Genomic DNA, 16424 nt, shown 5'->3' with positions numbered 1-16424 from the left:
GTCATGACGATTCACCTTTCCAGTTCGGGGTTTGTCCAGGTGCTGCAAAGCCTTGGCATTGCTCCGGAAGACGCCAGCGCGCAGGTTTCCCTGCCCGCTGGACAGACCGAAGGCTTGCTCAGTCCGGCGGATGCCGGGTCGCTGGCCCCGGCATTCAGCGCCACACTGACCACCACGGATGAATTGCAGGCCTTGTCCGGCATTCCTCCCAGTTCGCCACCGGTAGGCTTTCCGGTGACGCTCAGTGTCTTTGCCATCGATACGCTGATCATTCGCGCCGGGCAAGTCCTGACCATTCAGGGCAACCCAGGGCAGCCTGTGGCGCTGGTGGTCAATACGCTGGTGCTGGAGCGTAGCGGCCTGCTGCGTTGTGCGGCATCGCTCATCCTCAATGTTCAAACCTTTACCCAGGAGATTCCCCAATGAGCCAACTGAAAACCTACAGCGAAAGCCTGACCGACCTGCTGGCCCAGCGTGTCATGGGTGTCGAGCGCCAGCCCAAGATACTCAAGACCGCAGATCATGAAGGCGATGTGGTGTTGTCCAACGATCCGGACACGGCATCGGTGCCACCGGCCTTTTTCACGGTGAACTCGATCCAGGAACTCAAGGCGCTGGGTGGCGTGCCCGACAGCCTGTACGGCAGCAATGGCATGCCCGACCATCACCCGCTGCCGGCACCGTTCTCGGCTGAGCGGCTCAGGAATGCCACCGGCAACCATGCCGATCTGTGCACGGCATTGCGTGCCTATATGTATGGCAACTCGGCGCTGGTGCAGGATTATCAGGACATTCTCAACAGCAAGCGTTTTCCGATGCAGGTGGCCGTGTATACCGGCGACGATATCGTGGTGTCACCGGGCCATGACCTGATTGTCGAAGACAAGGATGGCCACGGTGACCCTGTGGTGCTGGCCTACAACTCGATTACCGTCGAGCCGGGCGGGCGGATCATTTACAAGACCAACGGCACCGTCAAGGCCAGCAAAATGGTGGTGGTGGCCAATGCCACACCGGATTACAACTTCAACAATGTTGGCGGCAACGGCGGTAACGGCGGCAGCGGCAGCAATGGCAACAACGGCGCAGCCGGCAGTGATGGCAATGCGGGCAAGGACAACAAGAGCTCTTGCGCCCAGTCGGCCACCAATGGCACGGCGGGCGGTGGTGGCACCGCTGGCGCAGATGGCGTCGCGGGTGGCAAAGGCGAAACGGCCAATGATGTCTATCTGGCGGTCGATCAGCTGGATGGCAAGGTGGTCGCGCTGACCCAGGGTGGCAACGGTGGTGCCGGCGGCAATGGTGGCAATGGCGGAGCCGGTGGCAAGGGCGGCAACGGTGGGGCATCTACCAGCCAATGCAGCGCAGGCAATGGCGGAGCCGGTGGCAATGGCGGTAAAGGGGGCAATGCCGGGGCGGGTGGCGATGGCGGCAATGGTGGCCAGATTTACATCACTTACAGCAGCGGGGTTCCGTCCATTCAAGCCAAGGCGGTGGGTGGGCAAGGCGGTACGGGGGGGCGCGGAGGTTCCGGCGGGGCGGGTGGGAGCGGTGGCTCAGGCAAAACTGCCGGCAGCAACGGCAGCGTAGGCGGCACTGGCTCTTCTGGCACTGCGGGCAAGGCAGGCGCATCGGGCAAGATTTACGTCAACGGCGTGCAGATTCCTGCATAGACAGACAAGGAGAGCAGCACGATGTCCGCAGATATTCTGATTACCGGTGTCAATGGAGCCAATGGGGCCAATGGCGCGCCGGGCACGCCTGGCACCCAGGGCAGCAATGGCGTTAATGGCTCCTCAAGCCTGTTTGGTGGTTGCAAGACGGCCACCAGTGGCACCAGCGGCAGTGATGGCACTGCCGGCAGCAGTGGCTGCGATGGCCAGCCGGGCGAATCCTGGTGGTTTGCCCTGAAATGCGCCAATTTTGCCCTGATTGCCCCGATTGAAATCAATAGCCAGGGGGGGCATGGCGGGAATGGCGGCAACCCTGGCAGTGGGGGTAATGGGGGGGATGGCGGCAATGCTGGCCGCCAGCATGACCGCTGCAGCAATCTGCCCACCATGTCCGGTGGACATGGCGGCAATGGCGGGCATGGCGGCAATGGCGGCTATGGTGGCCAAGGTGCCGACGGTGGAGCCATCTGGGTCAGCTACACCCAGAGCAATCAGCCTTTGCCGGTCAAAGCCAGATCGGATGGCGGTGATGGCGGGATGGGCCAGGCAGGTGGTGTTGGCGGCCTGGCCGGGCGCAGCGGGCAGAATGGCGATGGCTCGTTTGCGGCGGATGGTAGCAACGGCAATGGCGGCCACAGTGCGCAAGGCGGTGCGGGCGGACAGCCCGGATCGGTGCAGATCACCCATACTCCAGGAGCCTGATGCGATGACTGCCCCCATGCCCTTTGCCGGAAAATGGCAGTTTGCCAATGCTTCCGGCCAAACCATCACGGTTGACAGCCACGGTGCGCTGGCGCTGGCCGCCGCAGACAGTGGTGCCCTCTCGCAAATGCTGAATGCCTATGGCGATGTGGCTGGCACCAATGTGTGGATGCAGGCCGGTAATGGCCTGTATCTGTCAGCAGCATCGGGGGCGGTAGCGGTCGCCAATCAGCCCCGTGATGGTGCGGTGGCGCTGCTGGCGGCAGAGCCGGTCAATGACCAGTTTCGCTTGCGCCGGCGCAGCAGCAGTGGTGACAGTTATCTGGTGGCCAGCGGCACGACATTGTCCTGGCAGCCGGTCACGGCCAATCCTCCTGCTGGCGCACTGTTCAACCGCACCATCGTGACCGCTGGGTTGGCCGATCTGAAAGCCTTTGGTGCCATGGGGGCAGACTTGCGGTTTGCCTTTCTGGCCGGCGAGAATCTCGCTCGCCTGGTGATGATGGGGGCGGCCCTGTCGGATGCCGACCTGCATGGCTGCACATTGACCAGCGCCCGTCTGGTGGGCACCACCATCGATCGGGCCAACTTTACCGGCTGCGATCTGTCGGCAGTGGATTTTTCTGGTGCCACAGGCAGCCATGTGCTGTTTGACGATGTGACGTTCAACGCCAGCACCCTGCTCAGCGGCACCACCCTGCCCAATGCCAGCTTTCGCCGTTGCAACAGCCATGGCACGGCTGTGCGCATGAACAATCTGAGTGCTACGGCGGCCGATTTTACCGGAGCGCGGCTGGCGTATGCGGTGATGAATCACGCAGACCTGAGCAAAGCCACGCTGCTGGATGTGGATTTGAGTCATGCCAGCCTGAGCACGGCCAATTTTACTCAGGCGTTGATGAGCATGGTCAATCTGCAGAACACCACGCTGCAAACCGCCATCTTTGTCCAGGCTTCGCTGCCCAGTGCCAATTTCACTGGTGCCGACATCAACGACGTCAACTTTGCCCAAGCCAATCTGACCAATGCGGCCTTGTCCAAAGTCACTGGCGCGGCACGGCTGAACCTCAGCGATACCCTGCTGCTGGCGGCCACGCTGACCGGCATGGACCTGCGTGACGCCACTCTGACGGCGCAAACCAACTTTACCCAGGCAAAAATGGACGGCGTCAACCTGACCGCCCAGACCCTGGATCGGGTGGTGTTTCAGGGAGCATCGCTCAAGCAGGCCAAATTTGACAATACATCGCTCAACGATGCCGTGCTGGTGGGGGCTGACCTGACCGGGGCCAGCATCACCGGCAATGTATCGATGGTGGGCGCGAATTTTTCCAACGCCAGCCTGGCGCGCACCGATATCACCGGCGGACAGTTTGGCAGCCTGCAAACCATTGGCCAGCTTGATGCGCATGCTGCCGCGCAGCTGGATCTTGGCCAGATGCCCGACACATTGCATGCGCTGGAACACCAGGGTCAGGCGGTGTTGAATACCCGGATCGGCATTCAGGTGACCACACGCCTGCCCGGTGAAGACTGGCTGGTTGAACAGGGCGATATTGCCTTGCGGGTGCGTCGCCAGCAGGATGGCCAGCTGGCGGTGATGCAAAGCACGGGCAATGCCGCCATTCTGACCAATGTCTTCATGCCGGATGCCATCCTGACCGGGGCCAATCTTTACGCGGTGGACATGTCTGGCGCGCAGTGGTACGGCAGCCTGGCCCGCGCCGAAAATGCCAATCTGGAACAGGTCAATCTGTCGGGTGCCAATCTGGCCACCATGACCTTCACCCAGGCCCGGATGTTTGGTGCCAATCTGTCGTACGCCAATCTGGTCAATGCCGATTTCAGCAAGGCCAATCTGGATCCGACCCAGGGCCAGAAACCGGCGTCGCTGGCGTTTGCTTCCCTGCAGGGCACCATCTTCACTGCAGCCAGCCTGGCTGGGGCCAACCTGACCAATGCCGCCGTGGCGCTGGTATTGCCCAATGGGCCAACCCGCACCATTGGCACGCCGCTGTTTCCAATGGATCCTGCCCTGGCTGCCAGCCTGGATACTGGCGTGTTGTCGTCCAGCGTGCGGCAAGCATTTATTGATCATGGTTACCCTCTGGTCAGTGCTGCCAAGCTGACCGTACAGGAAAAAACCCAACGCTGGCTGATCAACAACACCCCGCCCTCCACCGATCTGGTCACCCGGGGCTACACCCAGTTCATGCTGGTGATGGACACTCAGGCCGGACGGGCATTCATTCAAACCTCGGGTTCGCCGCCATTGCGGGTGATTCGCACCACAGATGGCAATGCGCTACAGCCGATTACGGTGGCCTATGGTGAAACGCTTGGACTGGCTCAGGCCATGAACGGCGAAACCACCTGCCCGAGTGGCCTGCGTTACAAAATGCTCGGCAATGGCATCAGTTATGAAGCATTGATGACCCCCGGCCAGCCTCCCCATCCACCCAAATGTGTGCCCAGCCCGGACCAGTGGTGCACATAACCCTTTGCACGCCCCAGCAGGATGATGAAATCAGGAAGAAGCCCCATGATGCTTGCCCCCTCCGGGCCGGAAACGGCCATGCCTATCGCCATTATCGGCATGGGCTGCCGCTTTCCGGGTGGGGTAGGCTCACCAGAAGCCTTTTGGCAACTGCTGAGCAGCGGTCGCGACCCCATCCGCCCGGTTCCCCCGGAACGCTGGTCCACTGCGGCGTATGCCGCACGCAACCGTAATCTGCCCGGTCGCACCGTTGCCCAGGAGGGCGGCTTTCTCGACGATGTGGCCGGGTTTGATCCCGAGGTATTTGGCCTCAGCGGCACCGAAGCGGCTTTCATGGATCCCCAGCATCGTCTGATGCTGATGGTCACCTGGGAGGCGCTGCAACAGGCCCGGCTGGCACCTGGCACCCTGGCGGGTGAAGCCGTGGGGGTATTTGTCGGGGCGTTCACCCATGACTATCTGCACTTGCAGTTTGCCAATCTGCGCGAAGCTTCCGGCTATACCTCCACCGGTTCGCTGGGCACCATGCTGTCCAACCGGGTGTCGCACACCTTTGATTTCCGGGGGCCGTCGATGACGGTCGATACCGCCTGCTCGTCCTCTCTGCTCAGCGTGCACCTGGCCTGCGACAGCCTGCGTCGGGGAGAGAGCCATCTGGCGGTGGCCGCAGGCAGCCAGCTGATGTTGATACCGGATTTTTCGGTGGTGGAAAGCCGCACAGGCTTTCTGTCTCCGCGTCAGCGCTGCCGCAGCTTTGCCGCAGGGGCCGATGGTTACGTGCGCAGTGAAGGCGTTGGTGCCGTATTGCTTAAGCCACTGGCTCAGGCACTGCAGGACGGCGACCCGGTGCTGGCGGTGATTCGCGGCAGCGCCTCCAACCAAGATGGCCACACGGCCACCATCACCCTGCCCAGTGGTCAGGCCCAGCAGGCGGTGATTCGTGCCGCTTGCGCCCAGGCTGGAATCAGCCCGGGGGCGCTGGACTTTGTTGAAGCACATGGCACCGGCACACCAACGGGCGACCCGATCGAAGCCGACGCCATTGGCCAGGTTTGCCGGTGTGAACCAGGCGTCAGCCGGCCCCTGCTGCTGGGCGCATGCAAATCGGTGATTGGCCATACCGAAGCGGCAGCAGGAATTGCCGGCCTGATCAAGACCGTGCTGTGCCTGCAGCATCGCCAGGTGCCGGCCAATCTGCATGCGGATGCACCCAGTCCACGCATACCATTTGAGGCATTGCGCCTGCAATTACCCCATCGACTGACCCCACTGGCCAGCCATGGACCGCTGCTGGCCGGGGTCAATTCATTTGGATTTGGCGGCAGCAATGTGCATGTGGTGTTGAGCAATGCCCCAGATCTGGCAGGACAGTCGCCGTCATCAGCCTCATCACCCGCTGAACCCGCTGATGCTTTCGTATTGCCCTTGTCCGCGCCCTCAAGCGAGGGCTTGCGCCGGGTGGCGCGCAGCCTGGCTGATTTTCTCGACACGCAGCCAGACATCACCCCGGCAGACCTCAGCTACAGCCAGGCCACCACGCGCCAGCGATTTGACCGACGCAAGGCCCTGGTGTTTACCTCACTGGCCGAGCTGCGCCAGCAGCTTGATACGCTGGGCGAGCCAGCGGGGCCGGCTGTGCCGGACGGTCTGGTCTGGGTGTTTCCGGGCATAGGCGGGGCCGGTCTGGCCACCGCCGCACGCTGGCTGGCGCAGGAGCCCGTCTACGCAGCCACATTTGCCGCGTGCGAAGCGGCATGGGCAAAGCACTGCGACGTGCCGCTGCGCAGCCTCTGGTCGGCACCCAATGACTGCATCATGCAGCCTGGGTTATTTGCCCTGCAAGTGTCGCAGGCAGCACTATGGCACCACTGGGGATTGCAAGCCTCAGCCGTGCTGGGTTACAGCGCGGGCGAAATGACGGCTTTTCACCTGGCGGGGGTCTACACCCTGGAGCAGGCCATGGCGCTGTTGCATCAGCGATATGTCCAGCTGGCACCATTGCCGGCAGGTGGAGGCATGCTGGCGGTGGCCATGCCGGTTGAAGCCATGGCCAGCCGACTGGCCGAACTGACCGGCCGCCATCACCCCCATATCGTACTTGCCGGTGCCAGTGGCCCGCACAGTTGCATCCTGTCAGGTTCGGCCTGCGCCCTGCAGGACATTGCCCGCACACTGCGCCAGCAAAAAATCGCCAGCCAGTCAGTCAATACCCGGATTGCCTTTCATTCGCCCCAACTGGCCGGGCTGCGTGTTGCGCTAACCGAAGGTGCAGCAAGCATCGCCCCTGCCGAACCGGTCATCCCTTTATATTCTTCCGTGACCGGAACGGCGATCCAGGCATGCCAGATTGCCGCCGGGCACTGGGCGGCCAATGTGATCGACCCGATCCGCTTTGACCACGCCGTCGCCGCCTTGTTGAAAGCGCGGCAGCGCCATGTGCTGGAAATCTCGCCGCAAGCCACATTGGCCAGTGGGCTGGATGCCTGGCTGCACCCGCAACGCGGCAAAGTGTTTGCCTGCCGAGGCAAACACCCACTCCAGCGGGTACTGGCAGAATTGCATGAGGCAGGGATAGCGCCCGACTGGCAGGCGGTATTGCCCGATGCCCGGCGGATAGATCTGCCTGCCTACCCCTGGAATCTGAGCCCTTACTGGCGTGAACCCGCCGCCAGCCAGCACCACCGCCTGCGCCCTTGGTCAAGCCGGCTGCTGGGTGAGCGGCAGAGACAGGCAGAACCCGCGTGGGATGCTGACCTGACGGTGGAAAGCTTGCCATGGCTACTGGATCACCGTGTGATGGGCGAAGCGCTGTTTCCTGCGGCGGCTTATATTGAAGCATTGCTGGCGGTTGCGGCAGAAACCCTGCCAGGCGATGCCGTGGCCATTGAGCAGCTGACCCTGACGCACGCACTGCCGCTGCACGCCAGCAGCGCATTTCGCCTGCAAACCCATTGTGATGATCGGCAATGGCAGGTGCGCATCTACAGTAGCCCAGACGACAGTCGTCCGCTGACCCTGGCGGCCAGCGCCCGCTTGCGCGTGCTGCCGCCAGGCCGGCCTGGCGTACCGCGCCAGCTGGCGGATGTGGCGGCGCGCTGCCCGCTTCTGATGGAGGCCGATGCAGTGTACGCGGCATTTGCCTTGCTGCGCTTTGACTATCGCGGTGCGTTCCGGTCGATTGAACAGGCACGCGTAGGTGAGCACGATGCCCTGTGTGAACTGACGTTGCCTGAGGCACCCACCCAGTTCGGCTTTCATCCGGCTGCGCTCGATGGCCTGTTCCAGGCTGCGCTGGCCATCCGGGCGGCCACGGTGACGCAACGCATTTTGCCCACCGAAGTGCCGGCCCCGGTGGCGATTGATGAAATCCGCCTGTTTGGCCCACTGACTGGCCGGGTGAGCGTACATGCCTGTTTCAAGACCAACGACGATGGCAGCTGGTGCAGCGATATCGATGCTTTCACACCACAAGGCACGCTATTGTGTCGGGTGCGTGGCCTGCGCAGTCGTGCCAGCACCCGCCCAGTTTCCCCCGCCACGGCCAGCGTACACCGTCTGAACTGGCAGGCACTGCCGCCGCCCGGCCCAGGCATGCTGCACCACCCATGGGTGGTGCTTGGCGACGGTGACGAACAGCAGGCCGCACTGTGTGCTGCGCTGGATCAACCAGACCAGCCATGCCGGGTGTATTCCAGCCTGCCGGGCAGCGAAGCTGATATTGCCCAGTTGGTCAGTGACCTGCCTCAAGCTGCCCTCCATCTGCTGGTGCTATGGCCTCTGGCCTGGCCACATGGCCCAGCTGCGCTATGCCATCGGCTGATTCAGCTGTGTCAGGCCCTATCGCGGCGCACCACGCCCGTGCGGCTATGGGTACTCACCCAACAAGCCCAAAAGGTGGTGGACAGCGATGTGATCGGTGATCCTTTTCCGGCGGCGCTCTGGGGGTTATTACGGGTGATTGGCCAGCAGGAAGCCCCTGCCTTGTGGGGCGGACTGCTGGATATCGACCAGGCCAGTTCCGCCGGTGCCGTGCGGGATGCCTTGCTGGCCGATGATGGCGAAGATCAGCTGGCGCTGCGGGCGGGTCAGCGTTTTGGCTTGCGCCTGCTGCCACATGCCGTGCCGCCCACGCCTCCGGTGCGCTTAAGCCGCGTGGGCGTGCATCTGATTACAGGCGGATTGGGGGCCATTGGCCGACACGTTACTGAATGGGCAGTAACCCATGGCGCGCGCCATGTTTTGTTGCTCGGGCGGCGCAGCACGCTGGACGATACGGAACAGGCGTGGCTGACCCAGTTGCGCGAGCAAGGCGTGCAAGTCCGCTACGCGGCGGTTGATCTGGCCGATCCGGTTCGGCTGACAGACTATGTTCATCAGTTTTGCCAGCAGACCGGCCAACCCATACTGGGCGTGCTGCATTGTGCCGCGCATCTTGAAGATCAGGGATACCGTGATCTGGACCCACAGGCATTCGACCGGGTATTTGCCGCCAAGGCCCTGTCGGCCTGGCATTTGCATCAGGCACTCGACCAACAGCCATTGGAATATTTTGTGCTGTTTTCTTCACTCGGTGCCTTGCTGGCCCTGCCTGGCATGGCTGCGTATGCCGCCGCCAATGCCATGCTGGATGCGCTGGCCGAGATGCGTCGTGGCCAGGGGCTGCCGGCCCTGAGTCTGGGCTGGGGGCCGTGGGACAGTGGCATTGCCGAGCGGGATGCACGCACCTTGCCGATTTTCCGCCGCTATGGCTTGTTGCCGCTGTCCACCGCGTCAGGGCTATCCGCACTGACGCAAGTGTTCACTACCCGCAGCGCCCACCTGCTGCCATTTGGTGCCGACTGGCACGCCTTGCAGACCGGGCCGCTTGGCACGCTGCGTCTGCTGCAGGAGGCTTCGGGCCGCAGCGTGGCAGGTGCCGCCCCCATGATCAGCGCCAGTGGCGCAGATCTGCTGACGCAATTACAGGCCGTATGTGCCGAGATTCTGGACGTGGAAGTGGATCGCATTTCCCCGGAACAATCCCTGGCCGACAATGGCATTGATTCGCTCAGCAGCCTGATGCTGGCCAGTGAGATTGAGCGTCGCCTGCATCTGTCGCTGACCATGGAGGAAATTCTCCACGACCAGTCGTTGTCTGCCTTTGTCGCCATGCTGGAGTACCGGCTGGCCACCAAACCGGTGTAATCCGGCTATGCGTGAAGTCTGCTGCCCGCCTAATTTCCAGACAAAAAAAACCGCACCATTATCCCGAAACACGGGATAAGGTGCGGCAATCGCAGGGAAAACTGGGGTCCGGCTGGCCGGGCAGGCATCAGCCGGACTGCGCCGAGGCGCGTATTACAGCGGTGCGCTGAGCTGGGTCAGGATTTGCGGGTTTTCCAGCGTGGACACGTCCTGGGTGATTTCCTCGCCCTTGGCAATCGAGCGCAGCAGGCGGCGCATGATCTTGCCCGAGCGGGTCTTCGGCAGGTTTTCACCAAAGCGGATGTCATCCGGCTGGGCAATCTTGCCAATTTCATGGGCCACCCAGGCCTTCAGTTCAGCTGCAATCTTCTTGGCTTCTTCGCCTTCCGGACGGGCACCCTTCAGCACCACAAAGGCCACCACGGCTTCACCCTTCACATCGTGCGGCTTGCCCACCACGGCGGCTTCAGCCACCAGCGGGTTGGCCACCAGGGCGGATTCGATTTCCATGGTGCCCAGACGGTGACCCGACACGTTCAGCACGTCGTCGATACGGCCCATGATCCAGAAGTAGCCGTTTTCGTCACGGTTGGCCGAGTCGCCTGCCAGGTAGTACTGGCCGTTGAATTCGTCCGGGAAGTAGGTTTTCTTGAAACGGTCCGGGTCACCCCAGATGGTGCGCACCAGCGACGGGAACGGCTTCTTGATCACCAGGAAACCGCCACGGCCCGGCTCAACCTGAGCGCCGGATTCGTCAACGATATCCGCGATGATGCCCGGCAGCGGCAGGGTGCAAGAACCCGGCTTGGTCGGCACGGCACCCGGCAGCGGGGCAATCATCGCCGAGCCGGTTTCGGTTTGCCACCAGGTGTCCACGATCGGGCAGCGGCTGCCGCCCACCACTTCGTAGTACCACATCCAGGCTTCCGGATTGATCGGCTCACCCACCGTGCCCAACAGGCGCAGGCTGGTCAGGTCAAACTGGTTCGGCAGATCGGCACCCAGCTTGATCAGCGAGCGGATGGCGGTCGGGGCGGTGTAGAAAATCGAGACCTTGTGGTCCTGAATCATGCGCCAGAAACGCGAGGCGTTCGGGTAGGTCGGCACGCCTTCAAACACGATCTGGGTGGCACCATTGGCCAGCGGGCCGTAGCAGATGTAGGAGTGACCGGTGATCCAGCCCACATCGGCTGTGCACCAGTAGACGTCGTCCTGCTTGAAGTCAAACACGGTGCGGAAGGAATTCATCGCGCCCAGCAGGTAGCCAGCGGTGCTGTGCTGGATGCCCTTGGGTTTGCCGGTGGAGCCGGAGGTGTACAGAATGAACAGCGGGTCTTCCGCGTTCATCCATTCCGGTTCGCAGGTTTCCGACTGGTCTTTGACCAGGTCGTGCAGCCAGACGTCGCGGCCAGCAGTCCAGGCCACGTCGGTCGGGGTACGTTGGTACACAATCACGTTTTGCACCGAGCTGGTGCCGTCCATGGTCAGTGCTTCGTCAACGGTGGCCTTGAGCGGAACGGTCTTGCCGCCGCGCATGCCTTCGTTGGCGGTCACCACCAGCTTGGCACCGGCGTCTTCGATACGGTCTTTCACTGCGCCAGCGGAGAAGCCGCCAAACACCACCGAGTGGATGGCACCGATACGGGCGCAGGCTTGCATGGCGACAATGGCTTCCACCACCATCGGCATATAAATAATGACGCGATCACCCTTGGTCACGCCCAGGCTTTTGAGGCCGTTGGCGAACAGGCACACCTGACGATGCAGATCTGCGTAAGTGACGTTGTTGACTTCACCCCCATCGGCTTCAAAAATCAGCGCGACTTTGTCGGCGTTTTGCGCCAGATGACGGTCGATACAGTTGTAGGAGACGTTCAGCTCACCATCGGCAAACCATTTGAAAAACGGCGCATTGCTGTCATCAAATACCTGAGTGAACGGCTTGTGCCAGGTCAGCAGGTCACGGGCCAGGCCGCCCCAGTAGCCGGGGTAATCCTGATTGGCCTGATCGCACAGTGCGTTATAGGCTTCCATGCCCGAGATGGTGGCCTTCTGACGGAAAGCGTCGGACGGCGGAAAGCTGCGCGTTTCTTTCAGGACGGATTCGATGGTGGACATTCAGTAGCTCCTTTGTAGTGCAGGGGGGGTGGCTGGCCACACCCACGGCATGACCAGCTTGTCTTTCAGATCAAATTAATGCTTGGAGGCGCCTGCCGAACCGATACCGGTCATGGCACGAACGAACTGGGCGTCAAACAGCTTGCGTTCTTCCTGAGCCTGCTTGGAGTTGTCCATCACGGACACCAGCCAGGTGGTCACGAAAGCCAGGGTCATCGAGAACAGCGCCGGGTTTTTGTACGGGAACAGCTCGGTACCCTTGGCGTTCTTCAGCACATCAACCCACACTGCCGGGCCAAGAACAATCAGCAGCACGGCGGAGAACAGGCCGGCAAACCCACCAATCACTGCGCCACGGGTGGTCAGACCCTTCCAGAACATCGACAGGAACAGCACCGGGAAGTTGGCCGAAGCGGCGATGGAGAAGGCCAGGCCCACCATGAAGGCGATGTTCTGCTTTTCAAAGATGATGCCCAGGACGATGGCAATCACGCCCAGCACCAGGGTGGTGATCTTGGACACGCGCATTTCAGCAGCTTCGTCAGCCTTGCCCTTCTTGATCACCGAGGCGTACAGGTCATGCGACACAGCCGAAGCACCGGACAGGGCCAGACCCGCCACCACGGCCAGGATGGTGGCAAACGCCACAGCCGAGATGAAGCCCAGGAACAGGTTGCCACCCACGGCCTTGGCCAGATGCACGGCAGCCATGTTGTTACCACCGATCAGCTTGCCGGCTGCATCCTTGAATTCCGGGTTGGTGCCCACCAGGAAGATGGCGCCAAAACCGATGATGAAGGTCAGGATGTAGAAGTAGCCGATGAAACCGGTGGCAAAGAACACCGACTTGCGGGCTTCCTTGGCGTTGGACACGGTAAAGAAGCGCATCAGGATGTGCGGCAGACCAGCGGTACCAAACATCAGCGCCAGACCCAGCGACACGGCGTCGATCGGGTTGGACACCAGTTGGCCCGGCTCCATGATGGCAGCGTGCTTGTCGTGTACTTCAATGGCCTTGGAGAACATGGCTTCCGGGCTGAAACCCACCGAAGCCAGCACCATGAAGGCCATGAACGAGGCACCGGACAGCAGGATCACCGCTTTGATGATCTGCACCCAGGTGGTGGCCAGCATGCCGCCGAACATCACGTACAGCACCATCAGCACGCCCACCAGCACCACAGCGGTGGCGTAGTCCATGCCGAACAGCAGCTGAATCAGCTTGCCTGCGCCCACCATCTGGGCAATCAGGTACAGCGCCACCACCACCAGGGTGCCGGTCGCCGCCAGGATGCGAACCTGGGTTTGATTCAGACGATAGGAGGCCACGTCGGCGAAAGTAAACTTGCCCAGGTTACGCAGACGCTCTGCCACCAGGAACAGGATCACCGGCCAGCCGACCAGGAAGCCGATGGAGTAGATCAGGCCGTCGTAGCCTTTTTCGAACACCATGGCGGAAATACCCAGAAACGAGGCTGCCGACATGTAGTCGCCGGCAATGGCCAGGCCGTTCTGGAAACCGGTGATACCACCACCGGCGGTGTAGAAGTCAGAGGCCGACCGGGTGCGACGTGCTGCCCAGTAGGTGATCCCCAGGGTAAATGCCACAAAGGCGAAGAACATCACGATGGCCGCGACGTTCAGCGGGGCTTTTTTCACTTCGCCCTGCAGCGCGTCACCGGCCGCGAATGCAGCCACTGGCGCCAGCGCCAGTGCTGCGTAACCTGCGTATTTGAGCCAACGATTCATTTATTTGGACTCCTCAACGATTTCTTGGTTGAGTTGGTCAAACTCGGTGTTGGCGCGGCGCACGTAAATGCCCGTCAGCACAAACGCCGAGAGAATGATCAGCACGCCCACCGGCATGCCAAGGGTGGTAACGCCGCCACCGATCGTTGCACCCAGCGACTTCGGTGCAAATGCCAGAATCAGGATGAACCCGTAGTAGATCACCAGCATCACGATCGACAGGGTCCATCCGAATGTCGTCTTCTTGTGGACGAGTTCGGCGAACTTCGGGTTCTGCTGCACCCGTTTCAGAACGTCTTCGTTCATGTGTTTCCTCCTTTGTGACACAAACCCCGGAAAGGCTTGCTTGCGACGAATCTACTTAACGTTAGCGTAAACGTGCTAATCGCAATTTCTGATGAAAAAAATCAGCCATTTGAATGCTGCGTAGCAATATATGTTTTACATCAGTGGTTTACACTCACAAAATGACGCCAAGATGAGTCAGCAAAGCCAGGCAAAATTGGCGTAAAATTGCGGGTAAAACGACAACTCTGCGCGCGACCATCACGGCGACGCATCAGGGGAATACAGCATCCGGAGGCTGTCCAGGCAGGGCGATCCGGGTGCGCTGGCTGACGATTCGGGCCTTGCCCACCCCGGCTGACCGGCACAGACAACCCACTACATCACTGCCTGCTGGGGAGAGAGATCGTCATGGAAATTTATCAATTGCGCACCTTTGTCACGGTGGCGCAACAAGGCCACCTGACCCAGGCGGCGGAGCTGCTGCACCTGAGCCAGCCCGCCGTCACCGCGCAGATCAAGGCGCTGGAAGAAGAAGTCGGCATGCCGCTGTTTGAACGCACCGCCGGCGGGGTGAACCTGTCACGCATTGGCCAGGAACTGCTGCCCCAGGCCCAGGCCATTCTGGAAGCCAGCCGCGAACTGCTCTACCGTTCGCGCAGCCTGAAAGGCCAGTTGGCCGGACGCGCCATCATTGGTGCCATCACCACACCAGAAATGATCAACATCGGCCCGTGGGTGGCCGCGCTGATTGAAAAATACCCACTGCTGGACATCCAGCTGCAGCATGGCGTCACCGGTAGCGTGCTCAACCGGGTGCGCAAAAAAGAACTCGACGCCGGGTTTTACATTGGCAAAAACCCCTATGTGAATGTCAATACCGTATATCTCACCGACATGCGCTTTCGCGTGGTGGCCCCACCCGCCTGGCGCGAGCGACTGAGCGGCATGAGCAACAAGGAGCTGGGCAAATTGCCGTGGATTGGCATTTCGCCGCTGTCCAGCCTGCACAAACTGACCAGCGAGCTGTGGCGGGAAATGAACATTTCCCCGAAAAAAGTGGCCGAAGTCGATCACATCCCCTGCATCACCAGCCTGGTGCGGGCGGGGGTGGGGCTGGCCATCATGCGTGAGGATGAAGCGCTGGTGATGCAGCAAGCCGGTGACGTGGTGCTGGTGGGCGATTACAGCAAAACCACCGAGCTGCATTTCATCTACAGTGCCGACCGCGCTGGCGACCCGATCATCGAAGCCTTGCTGACCGAACTCGACGCCATGTGGCACCACTGAGCCACCACCACGGCTGAATGGGTCCGGGGCGGACAGGTGTCGCGCGCATACAACGCTTGTCTGTGGCCCCGGCCCATGTGCCAAATCGGCACAAAATCCTGTGCTGACAAGCCTGTCGGTCATGACTACGTAAAAATACCCAGGCTTTATGCTTATGGTTTATTGATCCTGACGCAAAACGGGGTAAACTCCACTCAGTCAGCGCCTGTGTGGTTCTTGACCTGCCCCAGGCCGGTCGTGCTGGCACATCCCGCGCATCCGGATCACGGTGCCCGGCCACTGAAACACCGTTTTCTTACCGGCTGTTTGCGCAGCCACTACCCGGATGGAGGGTCGCCATGCTATTCACCCACTTGACCCATGCAATGACCGCGCTGGCCGATGTTCTGGCCCAGAATCAGCGCCGTCTGGTCGATGCCCAGCTTGATGTCTACCGACAATGGGTGGAAGCCTGTCGCCCGCTGCAAACGCCCCCGACGCCCAACCCGGCCAACGACGGCCCGCTGGATGGCCCGCTGCAGGCCACCCAGTCGCTGTTGATTGCCCAGGTGCAGGCCGGCAACGACCTGATGATGCTGTCAGAGCGGCTGGTGTCCAGCCTGAACCGCGATCTGGTCAAGCAACTCAACCAGGCCCCGATGACCCGCCCCAGCCGCGATGCGCTGGAATCCGCCGTGGCGGTTGGCGGCTGTGCCTACGAATCCATGTCCAAAGCCACCCGCCAGGTCAACCAGTTTGCCTGCACCAATCTGTCCGCTGCCTCACTGCGTGCCGTCAAGCACGCCCGCCAGCATCTGGGCGCGCGCCACCACTGAGCCATAGGGCTTGCCGTCCACCGGCTCCATCCTGCCACCGGTGCCGCGCCGCCGCTCGGCCCGCTGGATAAAACCCTGTCTGCCATGTGTCTATGGTCAGCCTGGCAAGCT

The 16424-nt window shown here is 61.6% G+C and carries 10 protein-coding genes; 7 read left to right on the top strand and 3 right to left on the bottom strand.

Going from position 1 to position 16424, the window contains the following annotated elements; translation table 11 throughout:
- The first annotated feature begins 3 nt into the window (after positions 1 to 3).
- Genes BXU06_RS06250 through BXU06_RS06230 form a run of 5 tightly spaced genes read left to right on the top strand, consistent with a single transcriptional unit; the run spans position 4 to position 10056 of the window.
- Positions 4 to 426, top strand: a complete 423-nt coding sequence (locus BXU06_RS06250; RefSeq protein WP_077297856.1) for a hypothetical protein — start codon at positions 4 to 6, stop codon at positions 424 to 426.
- Entirely contained in the window at positions 423 to 1673 is a 1251-nt protein-coding gene (locus BXU06_RS18380) for a hypothetical protein (protein ID WP_077297854.1), read from the top strand. The genes BXU06_RS06250 and BXU06_RS18380 overlap by 4 nt, the downstream gene beginning before the upstream one ends.
- Before the next feature lie 21 nt (positions 1674 to 1694).
- Positions 1695 to 2375 carry a hypothetical protein gene (locus tag BXU06_RS17660; protein WP_171982129.1) on the top strand — a complete coding sequence of 227 codons (681 nt, stop codon included), beginning with the start codon at positions 1695 to 1697 and terminating at the stop codon, positions 2373 to 2375.
- 4 nt (positions 2376 to 2379) lie between these two features.
- Positions 2380 to 4872, top strand: coding sequence for a pentapeptide repeat-containing protein (locus BXU06_RS06235; RefSeq protein ID WP_171982128.1), 2493 nt, complete (start codon positions 2380 to 2382; stop codon positions 4870 to 4872).
- A 45-nt stretch (positions 4873 to 4917) separates the two neighbouring features.
- Positions 4918 to 10056 carry a type I polyketide synthase gene (locus BXU06_RS06230; RefSeq protein ID WP_171982127.1) on the top strand — a complete coding sequence of 1713 codons (5139 nt, stop codon included), beginning with the start codon at positions 4918 to 4920 and terminating at the stop codon, positions 10054 to 10056.
- 153 nt (positions 10057 to 10209) lie between these two features.
- Here BXU06_RS06230 and acs read toward each other — a convergent pair whose 3' ends face one another.
- The 3 genes from acs to BXU06_RS06215 form a co-directional block, all read right to left on the bottom strand.
- Complete coding sequence (gene acs / locus BXU06_RS06225; protein WP_077297848.1) at positions 10210 to 12174, bottom strand: acetate--CoA ligase; 1965 nt, start codon at positions 12172 to 12174, stop codon at positions 10210 to 10212.
- Positions 12175 to 12249: 75 nt separating this feature from the next.
- Entirely contained in the window at positions 12250 to 13923 is a 1674-nt protein-coding gene (locus BXU06_RS06220; RefSeq protein WP_077297846.1) for a cation acetate symporter, read from the bottom strand.
- Positions 13924 to 14229, bottom strand: coding sequence for a DUF485 domain-containing protein (locus BXU06_RS06215; protein WP_077297844.1), 306 nt, complete (start codon positions 14227 to 14229; stop codon positions 13924 to 13926).
- A 390-nt stretch (positions 14230 to 14619) separates the two neighbouring features.
- Here BXU06_RS06215 and BXU06_RS06210 point away from each other — a divergent pair, with 390 nt between their 5' ends.
- Both BXU06_RS06210 and BXU06_RS06205 read left to right on the top strand, forming a co-directional pair.
- Positions 14620 to 15498 carry a LysR family transcriptional regulator gene (locus BXU06_RS06210; protein ID WP_077297842.1) on the top strand — a complete coding sequence of 293 codons (879 nt, stop codon included), beginning with the start codon at positions 14620 to 14622 and terminating at the stop codon, positions 15496 to 15498.
- Positions 15499 to 15836: 338 nt separating this feature from the next.
- Positions 15837 to 16313: a hypothetical protein gene (locus BXU06_RS06205; protein ID WP_077297840.1), complete on the top strand. Its 477-nt coding sequence runs from the start codon at positions 15837 to 15839 to the stop codon at positions 16311 to 16313.
- The last annotated feature ends 111 nt before the right edge of the window (positions 16314 to 16424 follow it).

Origin of the sequence: Aquaspirillum sp. LM1 (genome assembly GCF_002002905.1) — a bacterium.
Taxonomy (GTDB): Bacteria; Pseudomonadota; Gammaproteobacteria; order Burkholderiales; family Aquaspirillaceae; genus Rivihabitans.
The sequence above is the reverse complement of the archived record's forward strand: the minus strand, read 5'-3'. Positions and strand labels throughout refer to the sequence as shown.

What these genes read in the sequence shown, in the direction of transcription:
- BXU06_RS06250 (WP_077297856.1), top strand. Translation starts at nt 4, where the DNA reads ATGACGATTCACCTTTCCAGTTCGGGGTTTGTCCAGGTGCTGCAAAGC.
- BXU06_RS18380 (WP_077297854.1), top strand. Translation starts at nt 423, where the DNA reads ATGAGCCAACTGAAAACCTACAGCGAAAGCCTGACCGACCTGCTGGCC.
- BXU06_RS17660 (WP_171982129.1), top strand. Translation starts at nt 1,695, where the DNA reads ATGTCCGCAGATATTCTGATTACCGGTGTCAATGGAGCCAATGGGGCC.
- BXU06_RS06235 (WP_171982128.1), top strand. Translation starts at nt 2,380, where the DNA reads ATGACTGCCCCCATGCCCTTTGCCGGAAAATGGCAGTTTGCCAATGCT.
- BXU06_RS06230 (WP_171982127.1), top strand. Translation starts at nt 4,918, where the DNA reads ATGATGCTTGCCCCCTCCGGGCCGGAAACGGCCATGCCTATCGCCATT.
- acs (WP_077297848.1), bottom strand. Translation starts at nt 12,174, where the DNA reads ATGTCCACCATCGAATCCGTCCTGAAAGAAACGCGCAGCTTTCCGCCG.
- BXU06_RS06220 (WP_077297846.1), bottom strand. Translation starts at nt 13,923, where the DNA reads ATGAATCGTTGGCTCAAATACGCAGGTTACGCAGCACTGGCGCTGGCG.
- BXU06_RS06215 (WP_077297844.1), bottom strand. Translation starts at nt 14,229, where the DNA reads ATGAACGAAGACGTTCTGAAACGGGTGCAGCAGAACCCGAAGTTCGCC.
- BXU06_RS06210 (WP_077297842.1), top strand. Translation starts at nt 14,620, where the DNA reads ATGGAAATTTATCAATTGCGCACCTTTGTCACGGTGGCGCAACAAGGC.
- BXU06_RS06205 (WP_077297840.1), top strand. Translation starts at nt 15,837, where the DNA reads ATGCTATTCACCCACTTGACCCATGCAATGACCGCGCTGGCCGATGTT.